We start from the raw sequence: 19,458 nt of genomic DNA, 5'->3' as shown, positions 1-19,458 counted from the left end.
ACGCAATCCTGGAACTAGGGGGCGGTGTGGAGCATTTGTTTTTTAAACGGCATAGCGCATGCGCTGGGCTGTTGTTGAGCTTGGTCAGTGCCATGGCACTGGCCGACCCGACGGCGGCCGAAACGGTACGTCGGGTCGACATCAACGAGTACGTGGTACGTGGCAATACGGTGCTCGACGCGCAGACGATCGAGGAGGCGGTGTACCCGTTCCTTGGCCCGCAGAAAACCCTCGCCGACCTTGAAGGTGCCCGCGAAGCCCTGCAACAGCGCTATCAGCAGCAGGGCTACCAGTCGGTGTTCGTCGAGTTGCCTGAGCAGAAGGTCGAGGGCGGCATCGTCTACTTGCAAGTCAGTGAAACCAAGGTCGGCCGCGTGCGTGTGGTCGGCGCCAAGCACTATTCGCCAGTGGAAATTCGCGAGCAGGTGCCGGCGCTCACCGAAGGACAGGTGCCGGACTTCGCCGAGGTTCAAGAGCAACTGGGCGCGCTCAACCGCAACCCGGGCCGCCAGGTCATGCCGATGGTGCGTGAGGGCCAGCGCCCCGGCACCCTGGATGTGGACTTGCAGGTCGAAGACAAGCAGCCCTGGAGCCTGAGCCTGGGCCTGAACAACGACTACAGCGCCGACACCGAGAAACTGCGCAGCGTCGCCACCCTGGGCTACAACAACCTCTGGCAGCTGGGCCACGCGATCTCGCTGACCTGGTTCACCGCGCCCCAGGACCGGCAGAACAGCGAGGTCTGGTCGGGCTCCTACAGCGCGCCGCTGAACGACCGCTGGAGCGTGCAGCTGACCGCGTTCAAGTCCGACAGCGACGTGGCCACGGTCGGCGGCAGCAACGTGCTGGGCAAGGGCCAGTCCTACGGCATCTCGGCGATCTACACGGTGCCGAGCACCGGCAGCTGGGCGCATTCGTACAGCGCCGGCATCGACTTCAAGGACTTCGACGAGCAACTGAGCTTCGGCGGGGACCAGGACAGCGTGCCGCTCAAGTACGCACCGATCACCCTGGGCTACAACGGCTACCGCTACACCGAAGCGTCGCAGTGGAGCCTGGGCCTAAGCCTGGTGGCCGGCACCCGGCGGCTGTTCGGCTACGGCAGCGATGAAGAAGCGTTCGACTACAAACGCTACCAGGCCGACCCCAGCTTCCTCGTCCTCAAGGGCGACACCAGCTACACCTTCGACTTCGCCGGCCATTGGCAGAGCGCCTCGAAGTTCGGCTTCCAACTGGCCTCCGGCGCCCTGGTTTCCAACGAACAGTTCTCCGCCGGCGGCGGCACTTCGGTGCGCGGCTACCTGGCCGCCGAACGCACCGGCGACGAAGGCTGGCTGTTCTCCCAGGAACTGCGTACGCCGTCGCTCGGGCCCTACGTTCACAGCGCCCTGAGCGACTGGCGCTTCTACCTGTTCGCCGAAGGCGCGCACCTGACACTGACCGACCCGCTGCCCGAGCAGGAGGACCAGTTCAGCCTGGCCAGCGTGGGCATCGGCACCCGCGCCACCCTCAACGATTGGTTGTCCGGCAGCCTGGATTGGGCCGTGCCGCTCAAGGACGGCCCGAACACCGACAAGAACGACTCGCGTCTGCACTTCAGCGTACAGGCAACCTTCTGACCCGACCGGCATCGACCCTGGAGACATTCCATGCAACGCCTCATCTTGACCCTGCTCATCTGCCTGGGCTTTGCCCTGCCGGGCAGCGCCAGCGCCTGGTGGCAGGACGACTGGCAGTACCGCAAGCAGATTTCCGTGGACACCACCCCGCAGGGCGCCGCGCTGACCCAGGCGCTGGGCCGCACCCCGGTGCTGGTGCGCCTGCACACCGGCAACTTTACCTTCGACGGGGTCCAGGAAGACGGCAGTGACCTGCGCTTCGTCAGCGCCGACGACAAGACCGTGCTCAACCACCGGATCGAAAGCTTCGACCCGCTGATGGGCATCGCCCAGGTCTGGGTGGACGTGCCGCGCATCGAAGCCGGTGCCCGCCAGGACCTGTGGATGTACTACGGCAACGCCAAGGCCCAGCCGGCCGATGGCCAGCCGGTGTTCGACGCCGACTTCACCGCGCTGTTCCACTTCGATGGCGCCACGCCCCGGGACGCCAGCCCCTACGGCAACAGCCTGCAAGGCAGTGTCGCGGTGATCGACGGGGTGATCGGCCGCGCCATCCAGTTCACCGCACAACCGCTGCAACTGGCCGCCAACCCGGCCCTGCAATGGGCCGCCGGTGGCGTGATGACTGTCAGCGCCTGGGTGCGCCAGGACCAGGCCAGCGGTGAGCAGCTGCTGCTCGAACGCCTCGAGGGCGAGCAGCGTCTGCTGCTGGGCCTCAACCAAGGCGTGCCGTTCATCGAACTCAACGGCCAACGGGCCAACGCCCCGCAGGCCTTGGTGGCTGGCCAGTGGCAGCACCTGGCGCTGGTCGCCGAAGCGGGCCGTCTCAGCCTGCTGGTCGAAGGCCGCGAGCTGGCCAACCTGGCTGCGAGCCTGCCTGCATTCGCCGGGCCGATCGCGATCGGTGGTCCGCTGCCGGTCGTGGCAAGCGATGCCGCCAGCCCTTACCAGGTATTGCACGGGGCCTTGGACGAGCTACGCCTGTCGCGTGTGGCACGCAGCGTGCCTGCCTTGCAGGCCGACGTGATGACCCAGGGCGCCGAGTCGCGCCTGGTGGTGTATGGCGTCGATGAAGAACAGTCGGGTTTCGGTTTCGGCAGCCTGGGCTTCCTGCTCAACGCTGTGCCGCTCGATGCCTGGATCATCATCGCCGTGCTGGTGCTGATGATGGTCCAGTCGTGGGTGATCATGCTGCGCAAGAACCGCATGCTCAACCGCGTGAGCGAGGCCAACCTGCGCTTTCGCGAAGCCTTCGCCGAGGTCGGCACGCGCCTGGAAATGTACGCCGACGACAGTGCCCTGGCCGAGCGCATGACCCACTCGCCGCTGTGGCGCCTGTACATGGTGGCGGTGAAGGAAATTCGCACCCGCCGCGCCCAGGGCGCCGACACCTCGATGGTCTCGGCGGCCACCATCGAGGCCATCCGCTGCTCGATGGATGGCGTGCGCACCCGTGAGAACCAGGCCCTGGGCAGCAAGCTGTCGAGCCTATCCAACGCCATCGCCGGCGGCCCGTACATCGGCCTGCTCGGCACGGTGCTGGGGATCATGGTGGTGTTCCTCGGCACCGCCATGGCCGGCGACGTCAACATCAACGCCATCGCCCCGGGCATGGCCGCTGCCTTGCTGGCCACCGCCATGGGCCTGTTCGTCGCGATCCCCGCGCTGTTTGGCTACAACCGCCTGATCACCCGCAACAAGGAGGTCAGCGCCGACATGCGGGTGTTCGTCGACGAGTTCATCACCCGCCTGGCCGAGCTGCATGGCGAAGGCCAGGCCGGTGAAGCCAGCCATCGTCGTGCCGGCCACGCCGCCACCCCGACCATTCCGGCTTGAGGATCAGACCATGGCAGGCGTGAACGCGAGCCACGATGACGAAGACGACGGCGCCGTCGACAGCATCAACATCACCCCGCTGGTGGATGTGCTGATGGTGGTGCTGGTGATGTTCATCCTCACCGCCACCGCCCAGGTGTCCGGCATCCAGGTACAGCTGCCCAAGGCCAGTGCCTCGGTGTCGCTGGCCCAGCCCAAGACCAAGGCGATCTCGATCAACGATGCCGGCCAGGTGTTTCTCGATGCCTACCCGGTGACCTTGGCCGAGCTGGAAGACCGCCTGCGCAGCGAGAAGGCGCGCAACCCGGACTTCCCACTGATCGTGCGTGGCGATGCCGGCGTGCAGTACCAGAAGGTGGTCGAGGTGCTCGACCTGCTGCGCAGGCTGGAGCTGGCCCAGGTCGGGCTGGTGACCGGCAAGCCGAACCAGGGTTGAGGATGCCCATGAAGCAGAAGCCCGATACCCGTCGCCTGTTGACCTGGGCAGCCCTGGCCGTGCTTGGCGTGGTCGCTGCCTGGTGGCTCTGGCAGTGGGCCAACGACATGAGTGGCGTGCGCCGCGAAGCGCCGAAGATCCCGGCGATCATCCCGCTGCCGCCGCCTCCGCCACCGCCACCACCGGAGCCGCCCAAGGAGCCGGAGCCGCCGGTGGAGGAAAAGATCGTCGAGTCGGAGCCGGTGCCTGAGGCCGAGGAGGTCAAGCCGGCCGAGGAAGCGCCGCCCAGCCCGGCCGACGACCTGGCCAACCCGATGCAGATCGATGGCGATGCGCAAGCCGGTGGCGATGCCTTCAACGTCGGCGCCGGCAAGGGCGGCGGTATGGCCGGGGGCGGGGGCGGCCTGGGCAATGGCACCTACAGCCAGTTCCTGGCCTACGCGTTCCAGAAGCTGCTGCGCGACAACCCTGAGCTGCGCAACCTGACCTTCAACCTGCAGGGCGATGTGTGGCTGAGCGCGGCGGGGGAGATCACCCGCGTCGAGCTGGTGCGCTCCAGCGGCGACGCCGACGTCGACGCCCAGGTGCTCGCCGCCCTGCGCAACGCCCCGGCCTTGCAGCAACGCCCGCCGGCCACCCTGAACCTGCCGGTGCGTATCGCGCTGCAAGGGCGCAGGCCATGACAAACGTGAATGCACGACTGACCTTTAGGAGCGGTAAACCCATGAAGTGCACAGTAAACCGCCTGACCCTGGCGATCGGCCTGACGCTCGGTGCGACGGTCGGCCAGGCCCTGGCGCAAGCCCCGGCAGTGAGTGCGGCGCCATCGCCGAACGCCACCGCCAACCTGATTCGCCTGCTGGTGGAGCAAGGGGTACTCAAGCAGGACCATGCCAACGCGCTGATCCAGCAGGCCGAGGCCGAGGCCCAGCAAGCCCGCGCCAGCGTCGCGGCGGTGCCAGCGGCCAATGGTGAAGTACGCGTGCAATATGTCCCTGCCATCGTTCGCCAGCAGATCCGCGACGAGATCAAGGCCGAGGTCATGAGCACCGCCAAGCAAGAGAATTGGGCAGCACCGAACACCTTCCCGGACTGGGCCTCGCGCATCACCTTCGACGGCGACGTGCGCCTGCGCGGCGAGTCGCGCTACTTCGACAGTGGCAACAGCAACGAGATCATCGACTTCGCCAGGCTCAACGACAGAGGCCCCTACGACGTCAACCCCAATACCAGCCGCTCACTGCCGCCGCTGCTCAACACCCGCGAGGAGCGCGACAACCTGTTGCGCCTGCGCGCCCGCTTCGGCCTCACCGCAGTGCTGTCGCCGACCTGGACGGCGGGCATCCGCATCGGTACCGGCAGCGACGACAACCCGGTATCCACCACCCAGACCCTGGGCGGCGGCTTCGGCAAGAAAGACATCTGGCTCGACCGTGGCTACCTGACCTGGAAGCCCGACTCGCGCCTGACCCTGACCGGCGGGCGTATCGCCAACCCGTTCCTGTCCACCGACATGCTGTACTCCAACGACCTCAACTTCGACGGGGTGGCGGCGATCTTCGACCAGCCGCTGGACAACGGCCTGAGCCTGTTCGGGACGGTCGGTGCGTTCCCGGTCGAGTACACCGAGGACAGCGCCACCAGCAATGGTTTCGACAAGGAAGAGAGCGAGAACAAGTGGTTGTACGGCGCCCAGTTGGGCAGCAAGTGGCAGCTCGACGACAGCAACCGCCTGACCGGCGCGCTGGCCTACTACCGCTTCGACGACATCGCCGGGCAGCGTTCCTCGCCATGCGCGCCATGGGCCGGTGACCCCGGTTGCGACACCGATGGCAGCCGCCCGACTTTCATGCAGAAGGGCAACACGCTGTTCCTGCTGCGCGACATCACCCTCAACCCGGCCAACCCGGCGCAGACCGCACAGCCGCAGTATGTGGGCCTGGCCTCGGAGTTCGACCTGCTGGACCTGAACCTGATCTGGGACACCGCGCTGCCAGGCGACATGAAGCTGCGCAGCCACGCCAACTTCATCCACAACCTGGCCTACGACGAAGGCGAGATGCGCAAGCGCTCGGCAGGGCAGTTGGCCAACAACCTCGACAACAACGGCAACATCGACAGCGGCGGCGATGCCTGGATGCTGCAGTTCACCCTGGGTAGCGCCCTGGACATGAGCAAGCGAGGCGACTGGAACCTGTTCGCCGGCTACCGCTACATCGAGCCCGACGCAATGCCCGATGGTTTCAACGACTCGACCTTCCACCTCGGCGGCACCAACGCCAAGGGTTATGTGCTCGGGGCCAACTACGGCATCGAGAAGAACATCGTCGCCACGGCCCGCTGGCTGAGCTCGGAGACCGTCAAGGGCGCGCCGTACGACATCGATGTGCTGCAACTCGAACTCAACACGCGCTTCTAGCAGGCGCAGGATCAGGAGACCGACGATGAACAAGCGAGCCTACCGCGCCTGGAGTGGCTACCTGCTGTTGGCGCTGGGCGTGAGCCTGGCCTCGCACGCTTCGGCCGAAACCCTCGAGGAGCGCCTGCGCGCCCAGTTGCGTAGCACCACCCAGCAGTTGCAGGCCTTGCAAAGCGAACAGGCGCGGGCCACTGCCGAGCGCCAGAGCGTGGAGCAGGCGCGTGACGCCGCCCAAGCCCAGGTCAAGCAATTGACCGTGGAGCTTGCCCAGGCCCGCGGCCAGGCCGAGCAATTGGCCGGCCAGCAGCAGGCATTGCACAGCCAGGCCCAGGCGCTGGTGGCCAGCAGCAACGAGCAGTTGGGCAAGTACAAGCAAGCCTACGACGAGCTGCTGGGCATGGCGCGCGCCAAGGAAACCGAGCGCGCCGCCCTGGCCAGCACCTTGGGCCAGCGCGAAAGCCAGGTGCAGCAGTGCACCGAGAAAAACCAGCAGATGTATGGCGTGGCCAAGCAGATTCTCGAAGCCTACGAGAAGGTCGATGTGGCCGACGTGATGAAGATGCGCCAGCCGTTCGCCGGCAGCGCCCGGGTCAAGTTCGAGGAAATGGCCCAGGCCTACGGCGACCAGCTCTACCAGACCCAATTCGATGCCGCCCCGTCCAAGGCGGCGAACTGACTGCACACAGTACAAGGAGCGACACCCATGAGCGCAATGATCGAAAGCGTAACCCTGCAAACCCTGACCACGCTGATGCAGGATGCTGGCCTGCGGGTCAACCGCAGCGAGCAGAACGACCTGGTGCAACTGCTCAGCGCCAGCCAAGGCATCGGCTTTGCCGTGCGCCTGGGCAATGCGGCCGCAGAACAGGACCACTACCTGGACTTCACCTTCAGCTGCGCCCTGCGTATCCAGGGTGAGCTGCCGCAAGGCCTGGTGGAGCGCTGGAACCAGTCGCGCCGCTTCGCGCGCCTGTCGTGCCAGGGCGAGTTTCTGGTGATGGAAATGGATGTGCAGGTCGCCGACGGCGTGAGCGAAAAACACCTGCTCGGCAACCTGCTGTTGTGGGACCGCCTGTTGCAGGAGTTCATCGCCTACCTGCGCGATTTCAGCCGCCAGCAAGCCGAAACGCAACCCGCCCAGGCCGAGCAGGTGGAGGCCGTTTCGTGAGCCGCCGTCGTCTGTGGGTAGGCGGCGGAGCCCTGGCGTTGCTGGGCTTGGCCATTGGCTTGGCGCTGCGCCCGGGCAGCGAGCCGGTGGCCGCCAGCCGCGAACCGCAACCTGTGGTGCAGGCCGCAACCGGCACAGTGTTGGCGCGCTTGGGGGAGCAGCAACTGAGCGTCGAGGAGCTTCAGGCGGCGCTTGCCGAATTGCCAGTGGCCAATGCCCAGCAGTTACGTGGCGACCGCCAGGCGCTGGAAGGCTGGATTCGCTCGCGCCTGGCCGAGAAGGCGCTGTACCAGCAGGCCGAGGCGCAAGGCTGGGGGCAGCGCCCGGAAATCATGCGCCAGACCCGCGTAGCCATCGAGCAGATCATCCTGCGCGATTACCTGGCCTCGGTCAGCCAGGTGCCGCAGGACTACCCCGGCCCGGACGCCCTCAGGCAGGCCTACGAGGCCGCCAAACCCGAGTTGCAGTTGCCTGCCAGCTACCGCCTGAGCCAGATCTTCCTGGCCGTGCCCGATGCCCAGAGCGTCGAGGCAGTACGCCGCCAGGCCCAGTTGCTGAGCAAGCGGGCACAAGCCCCGGGCAGCGACTTCGCCGCCCTGGCGCGCGAGTTCTCCCAGGACGGCGCCCCCGGCGACACCGGTTTGCAGCCGCTGGCGCAATTGCTTCCGGCGATACGCCCTGCGGTGCAGAAGCTGGCGCTTGGTGAGGTCAGCGAGCCGCTGCGCAGCGAGGCCGGCTTTCACGTGGTGAAGTTGACCGAGCAGCAACCCGCCCGGCTCGCGACCCTGGAAGAAGTATCGCCTCGCCTGCGCGCAGCGCTACGTGCCCAGCGCCAGGAACAGGTGGCCAAGGCCTATGTCGAGGGGTTGTTCGATTTGGCCACGCTAAGCATCGATGGTGCGGCCTTGCGCCAGGTCAGCGAGGCGAAACACTGATTGGTGTGAACCATGGAGCGCCAAGCCAAAGCGCTTGGCAAGGAGGCAGGGATGCCAATGTTAGAGATAGCCGGATACCCCAGTGTCGAGGGGCGTAAGCAGGGTGGCCAGGTGTTGGACCTGGAGCGTGTTCACGACCGGCAAGCACTGGCCTGCTTCCTGGCCGCTGCGCGTTGTGGGTGCTTCATGCAGGCGGCACGCAGCCTTAACCTGGCGGCCCCGGTGCTACGCAAGAAGCTGTCCCGGCTCGAAACCATCTTGGGTACGGTGCTGTTCGTCAGCAGCGATCATGGTGTGGCCTTGAGCCATGAAGGTATGCGGTTACAACGCCTGTTACAGGGCCGCGAGGCGCACCAGCTCACCGAATCGGTTTCAGGCGCTGCTACCCCACGCTTGCGCGTTGCAGTCTGCGAGCCGCTGTTGCACGACATCCTGGGGCGCAACCTGATGGCGTTCATCCGCCAGCATGCCAGGGTTCGCCTGGAACTGGTGAGCATTGCCGATCGCAAGACCGACCTGCAACTGCGTCTGGCCGACGATGCCATGCAGTGCCCGGCACTGGCCTTTGCCTGCGACACCCCTGAGTGCCTGGCGGTGCTGGGCTACCAACCTTATATCGCCAAGCGTTATTGCCGCGAGATCAACCGACCCACCAGCCACGAAGCCTTGCAGGACTACATGCTGGTGCAGTGGGCGGGCGATGCCCAGGTGCCCGCATTGGCCCCCTGGCACCGCCTGCTGGCTGCACGCGACACTGGGCTGACGGAACTGGCCGGTTATGAGCTTTTCCTACAAACGATCCGCTGCAGCGCCTCGATCGGCTTGCTGCCGCTGTACGCCGAGCAGCTCGACCGCAGCTTGATGGCCTTGCCGGGTTTGCTGGATGTTCCGATGGAGCGGGGGGTGTGGCTGGCGGTGAATACGCGTTCGGCACAGTTGCCGTTGGTGCAGGCGCTGATGGTAGCGATTCGGTCGGCGTTCATCGAACGTCGGGATTGGCTCTGAACCCAGCCATAGGCCCGGTGCAGGTATGCGCCGGGCCTATGGCTGCAGGTTTTCAGAGGTTATCCGCGTCGATCACTGCCTTGACGAAGGCCGTCGGCGCTTCATGCGGCGGGTTGTGCCCAATGCCGCCGTTGAACACCCGGTGTTCATACTTGCCGGTGAAGCGCTTGGCATAGGCATCGGCCGGCGGGTGCGGGGCGCCGTTGGCGTCGCCTTCGATGGTGATGGTCGGCACGCTGATGCTGGGGAAGGTGGCCAGCCTGGCTTCAAGCGCGTCGTACTTGGCCTCGCCCTGGGCCAGGCCCAGGCGCCAGCGGTAGTTGTGCACGGTGATCGCTACCTGGTCAGGGTTGTCCAGGCCTTTGACGCTGCGCTCGAAGGTGGCGTCGTCGAAGGCCCATTTGGGCGAGGCGAGCTGCCAGATCAACTTGGCGAATTCATGGCGGTTCTTTTCATAGCCCGCGCGGCCGCGCTCGGTAGCGAAGTAGTACTGGTACCACCATTGCAGCTCGGCACTCGGCGGCAGCGGCGCCCTGGCGGCCTCCTGGCTGCTGATCAGGTAGCCGCTGACCGCCACCAGCGCCTTGACCCGCTCCGGCCACAGGGCCGCGACGATGTCTGCCGAGCGTGCGCCCCAGTCGAAGCCTGCCAACACGGCACGTTGCACGTGCAGGGCATCCATGAAGGCGATTACGTCGCTGGCCAGCGCGGCAGGCTGGGCGTTGCGTGGCGTCTTGTCAGAGAGGAAGCGGGTTTCGCCGTAGCCGCGGATGGACGGCACCAGCACCCGGTAACCTTGCGCGGCCAGCATTGGGGCCACTTCCTCGTAGCTGTGGATGTCGTAGGGCCAGCCGTGCAGCAGGATCACCACCGGGCCATCGGCCGGGCCTTGCTCGACGTAGGCGACGTTCAATTCACCGGCCTCGATGTGCTTGAGCGGGCCGAAGGCCTTGGTGGCAGCCACCTGGGCGGTTTTCTCCGGGGCGCTTGCGGCATTGGTAATACTGCTGGCCAACAGGCCCAACGGTACAAGCATGCAGGCGAGCAATGCCGAGGGTTTGAAAAGGTGGGGCATCTGACGGTCTCCGGTAGGGCTGCTGGGGTGGCGTCAGTAGAGCGGTTGGCTGTATCGCCAATGTGTCGGCTTGGTTGCGGTGTGTTTTCCTGCGTGTCGATCGACGCTTCCTACACATTCAGATACAAACGCCAGCCGCAAGAAAATCCGCTAGCATGCCGCGTTCACCTTAACCACGGATTAACCATGAGCAACCCAATCTTCCGCGCCGCCACTGCCCAAGACGCAGAACGTTGCTACCAGATCGAAACCACGGCCTACGAAGGCGACGAAGCGGCCACCCAGGAAAAGATCGCCTTGCGCATCGCCCAGTACCCCGAGGGCTTTCTGGTGCTGGAGTTGGACGGGCGGGTGGTTGGCTTTATCAATAGTGGCTGCGCCCACGACGTGGTGATGTCCGATGAAGCCTTCAAGGAACTGGTCGGGCATGACGCCCAGGCGCCGAACGTGGTGATCATGTCGGTGGTGGTGGACCCGGCGTTCCAGGGCAAGGGCTACTCGGCGCAGTTGATGGCGCGCTTCGTGGCGCAGATGCGTGAGCGCGGCAAGGCGACCATCCACCTGATGTGCAAGGACCGGCACGTGGGGCTTTACGAGAAGATGGGCTACCGCTACGTGCAACCTTCGGCATCCGACCATGGCGGCATGGCGTGGCACGAGATGGTGATGGATCTGTGAGGATTGTCGGCGAACCCATCTGATACGGTTTTTTATCGCCAACCTGAATCTGTAACCGTATCAGTACGAGGCGGACAATAACCCCGTACCGTCAACACACTGTGGAGGTTCGGATGGGCAAGCTCTCGCTGTTCCTGGGTGGTTTTCTGCTGGTGACACTGCTGGTTGGCCTGCTGGGCACTATCCCGCCGGGTTGATCGCACCTTCTTTTCTCTACGCTTCCCCCCAGCCTGTCTACCTGCGAGACGGGCTCGAGGCGTTTGTGGCCGCACGGCGCGCACCGGATCAACGGTGCGTGCAAGTGATTCTCAAATACAAACCGCTCAGGTAATCTCCCGCCGCCATTAACAGGGCCCGCTGGCGTGGGCGTTCATTTGCCTTGGAGTCGTACATGGAATGCAAGAAGGGCCCCGCAGCGATGTTGGAGTGGCGCGGGCGTTTTCTCGAGGCGCAGGTGCTGGGGGAGCGCGAGTACGACCAGGCGTTGCAGTGCGCCGAGCAGTTGGAGCGTTCCGGGGTGATCAGCGCGCAGGAGTGGGTAGAACTGGTCAGGTTGGCGAATGCTGCGCTGCTGCGTGTGAGATAAGTCGTTATCCGCACTGGGAAAACTGTCCACAAAAAACGTGGGTAGGTCTGTGGATAAAACGCTACAAGCCAGGCCTGTAGCGGCCTTTGTTAAATTGAGCAGAATTTGTACAGCGCCTGAGCAATGCCGGCAGGCTCAGATAACCTGACGCTGGCTCTTGGCCTGCTCCACGCGGTTGCGGCCATGCGCCTTGGCGCGGTAGAGCGCCTGGTCGGCATCGGCCAGCAATGTATCCAGGCTGCGTGTGCTTTGCGCGGCGCAGCCTGCCACGCCAATACTGACGGTGATACGCAGCGGTTGTTCCTCGTGCATCACCTGCATGTCCTGCACCGCGCGGCGCAGGCGCTCGGCGGTGAAACCCGACTGCTCGACGGCCAGCCCCGGCAGCACGATGACGAACTCCTCGCCGCCCAACCGGGCGAACAGCTCGCTTTCGTGCAGGTTCTCCTGCACGGTGCGGGCGAACTGGCGCAGCACCTGGTCGCCGACGGCATGGCCGTGCTGGTCGTTGATCGCCTTGAAGTGATCGATGTCGAGCATCATCAGGGTCAGCGGCACGCCCGGCGCCAGGCGCTGGCGCCGATCGAGCAGGGCGCCGGCCTGCTGGGTGAAGGCACTGCGGGTCATGGCACCGGTGAGGTGGTCGATGGTTGCCTGGTGCGCCAGGCGTGTCAGCAGGCTGCGGTTGGCGCTGTTGATACAGGCCAGCACCAGCGGGCCGAGCACCAGCATGGCGATGCCCAGGCGTGCGGACATCAGCGCGCTTACCCCGGCCTCGCTCTGCGGCACGCTGAAATGCATCAGGTTCTGCGCCACGGCGACGATCAGCGTGCTGCCCGCGGTAAGGGTCAGCAGCGACAGCAGGAACGGTGAATAGCTCAGCGCACACCACAGCAGCGCCGACACCGGGAAGGCGATTGCCCCGGGGCCGCCAAAGAGCAGGCTCACCACCAGGGAGGCCAGCAGCACCAGCAAGGGGGCCAGGCGAACGCGTTGGCTGGCGCCGCGCCGCCAGGCGCGTGGCGAGGGGGCGGTGAGGAGGATGGGCAGTACCAGCACGCTGGTGGAGAACTGTTCGCTGAACCAGGCCAGCCAGGTGGCCTGCAACGACTGGTCGAACCACGGCGTGGCCACCAGGCAGGCCAGGCTTGCCGCCACTGCGCCAGCGGCCGCACAGGCGGCGAACAGGCGCAGTACACCATGGGGGGTGCGCAGGCGCCGGTGTTGGCGGGGCAGGCGGGCCAGCAGGCGCCAGATGGTGACGACGGCGCCCAGGTTGCACAGGTTGAACCACAGCGCGGGCAGCCAGGCACTGCCGGTAACCAGGTCGGCGCTGACCATGGCCAGGTACATCAGGCTGAAACCCGGCACGCTGGCCAGGCGCGGCTGGCGTAGCAGCAGGCCGGCGAGTACCGCATTGACCGGCCAGAACAGCGACAGCGACTCGATAGGCCGCGCAAAAATGCCGCCCAGTGTCAGGGCCAGGGTCAGGCCGAACAGCAGAAGCGGAGGAAACAGTCGCGATTGGGCTGGAAACACCATGAGCTCGACCGACAAGCGCAGAGGAAAACCAGGACGACAGCGGTAGGCACCTGGACCACAGTGGCGCAAGTGTGTTGCAGTCGGCCAATTGATGTCAATTAGATATTATTTGCGGCCGATCATCGCCAATAGGGTGTTTTTGGCGCCAGTTTCCCCGCATCGTGCTACAGCCCGAAGAACCAGGGCACCATCACCACGCTGACCCCCATCACCAGCAGCGTGAAGGGCACGCCGATTTTCACGAAATCGGCGAAGCGGTACTGTCCCGGCCCCAATACCAGGGTGTTGACCGGCGACGATACTGGCGTCATGAACGCCGCCGATGCCGCCAGGGCCACGGTCATGGCAAAGGGGTAGGGCGACATGCCCAGTTGTTGTGCGGTGCTGATCGCCACGGGGGCCATCAGCACCGCCGTGGCGGTGTTGGAGATGAACAGGCCGATCAGTGCAGTGAGGGCGAACAGGCAGGCCAGGATAGCGCTGGGGCCTGCACCGCCCAGCAGGTTCACCAGGGCGTTCACCGCCAGGTCGATACCACCGGTCTTCTGCAGCGCCAGGGCGAAGGGCAGCATGCCGACGATCAGCACCAGGCTTTGCCAGTGGATGGCGCGGTAGGCGCTGTTCATGTCGATGCAGCGGCCGGCGCCCATCAGCAGGCAGCCGATCAGTGCGGCGATGACATTGGGCACCGCACCGCTGACCATCAGCCCCACCATGACTGCCAGGCTGATCAAGGCATAGGGCGCACGGGCGCGGGCCGGTGCCACTTGGTCGACTTCCGCTGGCAGGCTCAGCACCAGGAAGTCGCGCGGCTGGCCTTGCAACTGGCGCACCGCCTTCCATGGGCCGACCACCAGCAAGGTGTCGCCCAGGCGCAGCTTTTCCTCTACCAGCTGTTCCTCGATGGCTACCTGTTCACGGCGCAGGCCCACCACGTTGAGGCCGTAGCGGCTACGGAAGGCCAGTTCCAGGATGCTTTTGCCGATCAGTTGCGAGCCCGGCGGCAGGGAAATTTCCGCCATGCCCACTTCCTGGGACTGGTCGATGAAATAGGCGGCCTTGAAATGCAGGGGTTCGAGCTGCATGGCCTGGCACAGGCTGCGCAGGTCGTCGCGGTTGGCGAACAGGTCGAGCAGCAGTACGTCGTCTTGCTGCAACACCGTGGCGGAATCGGCGGCGATCACCCTTGTGGTGAACTTGTGCTGACGCTCGATCCCCACCACATTGGCGCCATGTCGGGTGCGCAACTCCAGCTCGCCGAGGGTATGGCCGATCAGCGGCGAATGCGGACGAATGCGCAGGCGCCGTTCTCGGCCGGCGAGTTTGTAGTCCAGCACCAGGTCGAGCAGGGTGCGGCGGCTTTCCACACGGCCGTCCTTGCGCACCTCGCCATTGAGCCAGTGGCGGGTCAGCAGCATGTAGCCGATGCCCAGGGCCAGCACCACCAGGCCGAACGGGGTGAAACTGAAGAAGCCAAAACCTTCCTGGCCATGGCGCACCAACTCGCTGTGCACCACCACGTTGGGCGGTGTCGCCACCAGGCTGAGCATGCCGCTGATCAGGCCGGCGAAGCTCAATGGCATCATCAGCCGACTGGGCGACAGTTGCAGGCGCGCGGCGATGCTCAGCACCACCGGGATGAAGATCGCCACCACGCCCGTGGAGCTCATCACCGACCCCAGCAACGCCACCGAGACCATCAATAGCACCAGCAGGCGTGCCTCGCTGTTTCCCGCGCGCTCGCTCATCCATTCGCCGATGCGATACGCGATGCCGGTGCGCACCAGGCCTTCACCGATGACGAACAGCGCGGCAATCAACACCACGTTGGGGTCGCTGAAGCCGGCCAGGGCCTGTTCCACGGTGAGAATGCCCGACAGCGGCAGGAACAGGATCACCAGCAGGGCGACCACGTCCATGCGCGGGCGATTGATGACGAACAGGGTAATGACGACGGCCAGCAGGCCGAGGACCAGGAGCAGGTCGTGGGACATCGGGGAGGGTGATCCTTCACGGGGAGGCGACCGGGGTAGTGTGGCAGGTCGAGATGAAGGCGTCGTTGATGTGTTGCAGGGGTTTTGCAGTCTGTAGCGGCTGTAGCGGCCTCTTCGCGGGTCTGGCCGCGAAGAGGCCGACGCGGTATCAGTGGCGGCGGTGCTTGCGACCCTTGCGGTCATTGTCACCCAGGTGGTTACCCAGGGCACCGCCCGCCGCGCCGCCCAGGCCAGCACCGACGGTCGAGCCGGTGGAGCCACCGACCTTGCCGCCCAGCAGCGAGCCGCCCGCCGAACCCAGGCCACCGCCGATCGCCGCTTCAGTGCGGTTGCCCTTGCGTGCGCCGACCGCGCTGCCGGCTGCGCCACCCAGGCCTGCGCCAATGGCCGCGCCGGTGCTGCCACCAATGATCTGCTTGCCGACGACGTTGCCCAGGGCACCGCCCAGGCCACCACCGATAGCTGCGGTACCGTCACCGGCGAAGGCCCCTTGGCACAGCAACAGGCCGAGGGTGAGGGAAGGCAGAGTCAGACGCATGATGTGATGAACCTCGAAGTGCAGATGCAGGGGTTTACGGGACACCTGCTGAGACCGGAAAGGGTCGATTTGGTTTCCGCGCCACGCAAAATATTGTTACGCCAGGGAAAACCGGCGTGCCTGCTGGCTGCTGTTCTGTCCCGTTCGGTCATGGTCGGGTGTGCAACGGGCACCTAGACTGTCACCAGGCCGCAACCAAGATGGCCACCTGCCATATGGTGAATCACAATGATCGCCCATACACCCACGCTGTTTGCGGCGGTTGCGCTGGTCGCGACCATCCTGGCCTTCTGCCTGTTGCTGGTCGGCCAGTTCAATCGCCGCGACAACTTGTTGCTGACCGGCTGTGGCCTGCTCGCGCATGCCCTGGCGTACGTCTGCTTCACCCTCTACGGCCACATGCCGCTGTGGCTCAGCTATGCGCTGGGCAACAGCCTGCTGTCGCTGGCGCTGGCGTTCTATTCGGCCAGCCTGTTTCGTGTTCGCGAACAACGGGTGCCATGGCGGCGGATCTTCATCATTCCCCTGTTGATGGTGGCTGGCCTTGCGCTGCTGCTCGATACCCTGGAACCGCGCATGTTGCTGGCGACCCTGGTGTTGATGGCGCAGTGCGCGTTGATTCTCTACTGGGCCCAGCGCCATGCCGAACACCGGGGGCGGGCGCACTTGCTACTGGTGATCGGCGCGGGCATCAGCCTGGTAGGGCTGGGCATGCGTGTGGTGGCGGTGGCGACCGGTACTGCCGTGGAAATGCGCTATGACACCAGCAACCTCAAGCAGACCATCTCGGTGAGCATCGGCACGGCCACCGTGATGATGTATTCCATCGGCCTGGTGTTGATGGCCAAGGAGCGCAGTGAGTCGCGCCTGCAACACCTGGCCGGGCACGATGTGCTGACCGGCACCTGCAACCGCCGGGCGATTCTCGAGCGCTTCGCCGTGGAGCTGGAGCGCGCCCGGGTGGAGCAGACCAGCCTGGCGGTGGCGATGATCGACATCGACCACTTCAAACGCATCAACGACCTGCACGGCCACCTGGCCGGCGACGAGGTACTGTGCCATTGCGTGCGCCAGTTGCAGCAGCGCCTGCGCCAGGAAGACAGCCTGGGGCGCTACGGGGGCGAGGAGTTCCTGTTGGTGTTGCCACACACCGGCCGCGAGGGTGCCTTGAAGGCCCTGCACGACCTGCGCGAGGCCATTGCCCGCAACCCCGCGCGGTATGCCGGGGTGGATATCGAACTGCGTTTCAGCGTGGGCCTGTGGTGCGGCGTGCCGGGGCCTGATGACAGCCCCGCCTGCCTGATCGCCCAGGCAGATGCGGCGCTTTACCAGGCCAAGGCCCAGGGGCGCAACGCGGTGCGTATGGCGGGGCAGCTAGGCCTGGCCTAGCGGCGTGTCAGGACGCGGGCTGAATGGCCAGGACCACCCCGTTGGTGATCTGCACCAGCACGTAATGCTTGCCCATCTTCACCCAGTGGCTCTCCTTCTCGGGTGCCGGTAGGCCTTTGGCGCGCCAGTCCTGGATAGCCAGTTCGTCGCGTTTGTACTGGTCGGGCGCCTTGTCACCCACTTGCAGCTCGCGGTTGTGGGTTTGCGGCGACTTGATGCTCTCGACACTCGACTCGGCCGCGTGAGCCGCCAGGGGCAGGGTGAACAGCAGGGCATACAACAGTGGGCGCAGTTTCATGCAGAGTCTCCTCGTGAAGGGCATGCACTTCATGCGACAGCGCCGACCGCGAGACAATTCACTCGGCTGGCAGCCAGTGCTAGAGTCGCTTCTTTTTTGCCCTTGAGGAGGGAACATGCGAGCGATTCTGCCGATGGCCGCAGCGCTGATGCTGGTGGGGTGTGCGTCATCGAACATGGAGGCCGCGCGCAATGGCGAGCCGGCTGCGCGCCTGGACTCGCAAAAGCCGGTGGAGCGGGTTGCCCAGTGCATTCAGTTCAGCTGGCAGGAAGAGTCGAGCTTCGGTGTCGATGCCAGCGGCTACCTCGAGTCGCGCAAGCAGGGCGGCTTTACCGTGTATACCCGCGAGGCCGAGTCCTTCGCCGACGTCTACCCCCAGGGCGGCGGCACCCGCGTCGACTACTATGCGCAGAAGAACGACAGCATGGCCCTGCGCCGCAAGGCGTCCGCCGCCACCTGCCTGTGATTCAACGCGGCATGTAGCGCAGCTGCCAGCGCCGCGGGATCTTCAGCGAGGCCAGTGCCAGCAGCAGGGCCAGCAGCGCGCCGCCCAGCAGTGCCGGGCGCCCGAAGTAGTGTTCGAGCAGTACCCCGGCTACTGCACCGATCAACATGCCGCACCAAGGCACCAGTTGCACGCGCCAGCCCAGGCGCTGTTGGCCCAGCAGGGTGCGCCCCAGGCCGCGGCCAAAGCGCGACAGCGCGCCGGTCACGTAGGTCAGCCCGATGGGCAGGCCATTCACCTCTTCGACCACCGCATTGATCATGCCCATGGCGATCACCGCCGCCAGCAGCGCGGGCAGTTGCCAGCCTTCAGGCAATAGCCCGGCACAGGCCAGCAAGGCGGCGATCAGGCCAAGCAGGGGCCAGGGGCGGCGCCCGCTGCGGGCGGCGACGATCACCCCTAGGGTATTGCCCAGGACAAAGGCCACGATGACCAGCGCCAAGCGCAGCACCGGCCCCCATTCGGCACTGCCCAGCGAAGCGGCCAGGCGTGTGGTATTGCCGCTCATGAACGACACGAAATCGCCCGTCGCCAGAAAGCCGATGGCATCGGTCATGCCTGCGAGCACCGACAAGGCGGCGACGAAGTACAGGCCCACCGCGCCACGGCGCTGGATGAGCAGTTGCCGCTTGCCATGACCCGTCAGGCTTCCCGGTAGCATCGACGCCTCCTTAGGTGAATTCAGCGCATTCCGATGAACATGCGCGAAAGCTGGAGTATATCCATACGAATGTTCCGGCCTTAAAGGCTAAACAACGTGTTCGACCGAAAGTACTACGAGCGCGGCTTCAACGCGGCGCGGAACATGCCGGGCGAGCCGCGCAACCTGAGCGTGAGCATGAGCCTGTCGTTGTAGGCCGAACTGCTGGCGCAGGCCTGTAGGAGCGTACTGTGCTCAGGAGAGGAAACCACCATCGACATTGATTGCCGTGCCCGTGGTGTAGCTGGAGGCATCACTGGCCAGGTACAGCACCGTGCCGGCCATTTCGCTGGGGTCGGCCACGCGCTTGAGGGGAATCTGCTGTAGGGCCGTCTTGAGGATGGCGTCGTTCTTCACCAGTGCCGAAGCGAACTTGGTGTCGGTCAGGCCCGGCAGCAGGGCGTTGCAGCGGATGCCGAACTGCGCGCATTCCTTGGCGAACACCTTGGTCATGTTGATCACCGCCGCCTTGGTCACCGAGTAGATGCCCTGGAACAGCCCTGGCGATACGCCATTGATCGACGCCACGTTGATGATGCTGCCGCCGCCGTGTTCGCGCATCAGCTTGCCGGCTTCCACCGACATGAAGAAGTAGCCGCGGATATTCACATCCACGGTCTTCTGGAAGGCGCTCAGGTCGGTGTCCAGCACGTTGCAGAACTGCGGGTTGGTGGCGGCGTTGTTGACCAGGATGTCGATGTTCCTGGTCGATTTGAAGGTCTCTGGCGCTTCGCC

The 19,458-nt window shown here is 65.3% G+C and carries 20 protein-coding genes; 13 read left to right on the top strand and 7 right to left on the bottom strand.

What is annotated here, in order from left to right; all coding sequences use genetic code 11:
* Positions 1 to 26 precede the first annotated feature (26 nt).
* From ACQKPE_RS10615 to ACQKPE_RS10575, 9 genes are read left to right on the top strand one after another with little or no spacing between them, the layout of a single operon-like run.
* Positions 27 to 1,619 carry a ShlB/FhaC/HecB family hemolysin secretion/activation protein gene (locus ACQKPE_RS10615; protein WP_427665579.1) on the top strand — a complete coding sequence of 531 codons (1,593 nt, stop codon included), beginning with the start codon at positions 27 to 29 and terminating at the stop codon, positions 1,617 to 1,619.
* Between the two features lie 30 nt (positions 1,620 to 1,649).
* Positions 1,650 to 3,455 (top strand): DUF2341 domain-containing protein, encoded by a 1,806-nt coding sequence (locus tag ACQKPE_RS10610; protein ID WP_427665577.1) that lies wholly within the window; start codon positions 1,650 to 1,652, stop codon positions 3,453 to 3,455.
* 10 nt (positions 3,456 to 3,465) lie between these two features.
* Positions 3,466 to 3,891 carry an ExbD/TolR family protein gene (locus tag ACQKPE_RS10605; RefSeq protein ID WP_427665575.1) on the top strand — a complete coding sequence of 142 codons (426 nt, stop codon included), beginning with the start codon at positions 3,466 to 3,468 and terminating at the stop codon, positions 3,889 to 3,891.
* 2 nt (positions 3,892 to 3,893) lie between these two features.
* The gene (locus tag ACQKPE_RS10600; protein WP_427665573.1) at positions 3,894 to 4,574 is read left to right on the top strand and encodes an energy transducer TonB; all 681 of its coding nucleotides are present in this window, start codon (positions 3,894 to 3,896) and stop codon (positions 4,572 to 4,574) included.
* A 41-nt stretch (positions 4,575 to 4,615) separates the two neighbouring features.
* Positions 4,616 to 6,310 carry a putative porin gene (locus tag ACQKPE_RS10595; RefSeq protein ID WP_427665572.1) on the top strand — a complete coding sequence of 565 codons (1,695 nt, stop codon included), beginning with the start codon at positions 4,616 to 4,618 and terminating at the stop codon, positions 6,308 to 6,310.
* 25 nt (positions 6,311 to 6,335) lie between these two features.
* Positions 6,336 to 6,986 (top strand): DNA repair protein, encoded by a 651-nt coding sequence (locus ACQKPE_RS10590; RefSeq protein ID WP_427665570.1) that lies wholly within the window; start codon positions 6,336 to 6,338, stop codon positions 6,984 to 6,986.
* A 27-nt stretch (positions 6,987 to 7,013) separates the two neighbouring features.
* Positions 7,014 to 7,478, top strand: coding sequence for a YbjN domain-containing protein (locus tag ACQKPE_RS10585; RefSeq protein WP_427665568.1), 465 nt, complete (start codon positions 7,014 to 7,016; stop codon positions 7,476 to 7,478).
* A complete protein-coding gene (locus tag ACQKPE_RS10580; protein WP_427665566.1) occupies positions 7,475 to 8,413 on the top strand; it encodes a peptidylprolyl isomerase in 939 nt (312 codons plus the stop codon). Before ACQKPE_RS10585 ends, ACQKPE_RS10580 begins: the two co-directional genes overlap by 4 nt.
* 51 nt (positions 8,414 to 8,464) lie before the next feature.
* Entirely contained in the window at positions 8,465 to 9,418 is a 954-nt protein-coding gene (locus ACQKPE_RS10575; protein ID WP_427665565.1) for a LysR family transcriptional regulator, read from the top strand.
* Positions 9,419 to 9,470: 52 nt separating this feature from the next.
* Here ACQKPE_RS10575 and ACQKPE_RS10570 read toward each other — a convergent pair whose 3' ends face one another.
* Entirely contained in the window at positions 9,471 to 10,493 is a 1,023-nt protein-coding gene (locus ACQKPE_RS10570; RefSeq protein ID WP_427665563.1) for an alpha/beta fold hydrolase, read from the bottom strand.
* A 186-nt stretch (positions 10,494 to 10,679) separates the two neighbouring features.
* Here ACQKPE_RS10570 and ACQKPE_RS10565 point away from each other — a divergent pair, with 186 nt between their 5' ends.
* Both ACQKPE_RS10565 and ACQKPE_RS10560 read left to right on the top strand, forming a co-directional pair.
* A complete protein-coding gene (locus tag ACQKPE_RS10565) occupies positions 10,680 to 11,171 on the top strand; it encodes a GNAT family N-acetyltransferase (protein WP_427665562.1) in 492 nt (163 codons plus the stop codon).
* Between the two features lie 391 nt (positions 11,172 to 11,562).
* On the top strand, positions 11,563 to 11,757 hold the full coding sequence (locus tag ACQKPE_RS10560) for a hypothetical protein (protein WP_427665560.1): 195 nt from the start codon (positions 11,563 to 11,565) through the stop codon (positions 11,755 to 11,757).
* 135 nt (positions 11,758 to 11,892) lie between these two features.
* Here the strand turns inward: ACQKPE_RS10560 and ACQKPE_RS10555 are convergent, their stop codons facing one another.
* The 3 genes from ACQKPE_RS10555 to ACQKPE_RS10545 form a co-directional block, all read right to left on the bottom strand.
* Entirely contained in the window at positions 11,893 to 13,314 is a 1,422-nt protein-coding gene (locus tag ACQKPE_RS10555) for a diguanylate cyclase (RefSeq protein WP_427665558.1), read from the bottom strand.
* A gap of 149 nt (positions 13,315 to 13,463) precedes the next feature.
* Entirely contained in the window at positions 13,464 to 15,293 is a 1,830-nt protein-coding gene (locus ACQKPE_RS10550; protein WP_427665556.1) for an SLC13 family permease, read from the bottom strand.
* 148 nt (positions 15,294 to 15,441) lie between these two features.
* Positions 15,442 to 15,831: a glycine zipper domain-containing protein gene (locus ACQKPE_RS10545; protein ID WP_427665554.1), complete on the bottom strand. Its 390-nt coding sequence runs from the start codon at positions 15,829 to 15,831 to the stop codon at positions 15,442 to 15,444.
* A 228-nt stretch (positions 15,832 to 16,059) separates the two neighbouring features.
* Between ACQKPE_RS10545 and ACQKPE_RS10540 the strand changes: the two genes are divergently transcribed.
* The gene (locus ACQKPE_RS10540; RefSeq protein ID WP_427665552.1) at positions 16,060 to 17,220 is read left to right on the top strand and encodes a diguanylate cyclase; all 1,161 of its coding nucleotides are present in this window, start codon (positions 16,060 to 16,062) and stop codon (positions 17,218 to 17,220) included.
* 7 nt (positions 17,221 to 17,227) lie between these two features.
* Here the strand turns inward: ACQKPE_RS10540 and ACQKPE_RS10535 are convergent, their stop codons facing one another.
* A complete protein-coding gene (locus ACQKPE_RS10535) occupies positions 17,228 to 17,518 on the bottom strand; it encodes an RcnB family protein (protein ID WP_427665550.1) in 291 nt (96 codons plus the stop codon).
* A 115-nt stretch (positions 17,519 to 17,633) separates the two neighbouring features.
* On the opposite strand from ACQKPE_RS10535, the gene ACQKPE_RS10530 reads away from it, so the two are divergent.
* Complete coding sequence (locus ACQKPE_RS10530) at positions 17,634 to 17,984, top strand: hypothetical protein (RefSeq protein WP_427665549.1); 351 nt, start codon at positions 17,634 to 17,636, stop codon at positions 17,982 to 17,984.
* Position 17,985: 1 nt separating this feature from the next.
* Here the strand turns inward: ACQKPE_RS10530 and ACQKPE_RS10525 are convergent, their stop codons facing one another.
* Positions 17,986 to 18,684, bottom strand: a complete 699-nt coding sequence (locus tag ACQKPE_RS10525) for a YoaK family protein (RefSeq protein ID WP_427665547.1) — start codon at positions 18,682 to 18,684, stop codon at positions 17,986 to 17,988.
* Between the two features lie 234 nt (positions 18,685 to 18,918).
* The coding region (locus tag ACQKPE_RS10520; RefSeq protein ID WP_427665545.1) for an SDR family oxidoreductase at positions 18,919 to 19,458 on the bottom strand (540 nt) is incomplete at its 5' end.

This window comes from Pseudomonas sp. NPDC089554 (genome assembly GCF_050280645.1).
Lineage (GTDB): Bacteria > Pseudomonadota > Gammaproteobacteria > Pseudomonadales > Pseudomonadaceae > Aquipseudomonas.
The sequence above is the reverse complement of the archived record's forward strand: the minus strand, read 5'-3'. Positions and strand labels throughout refer to the sequence as shown.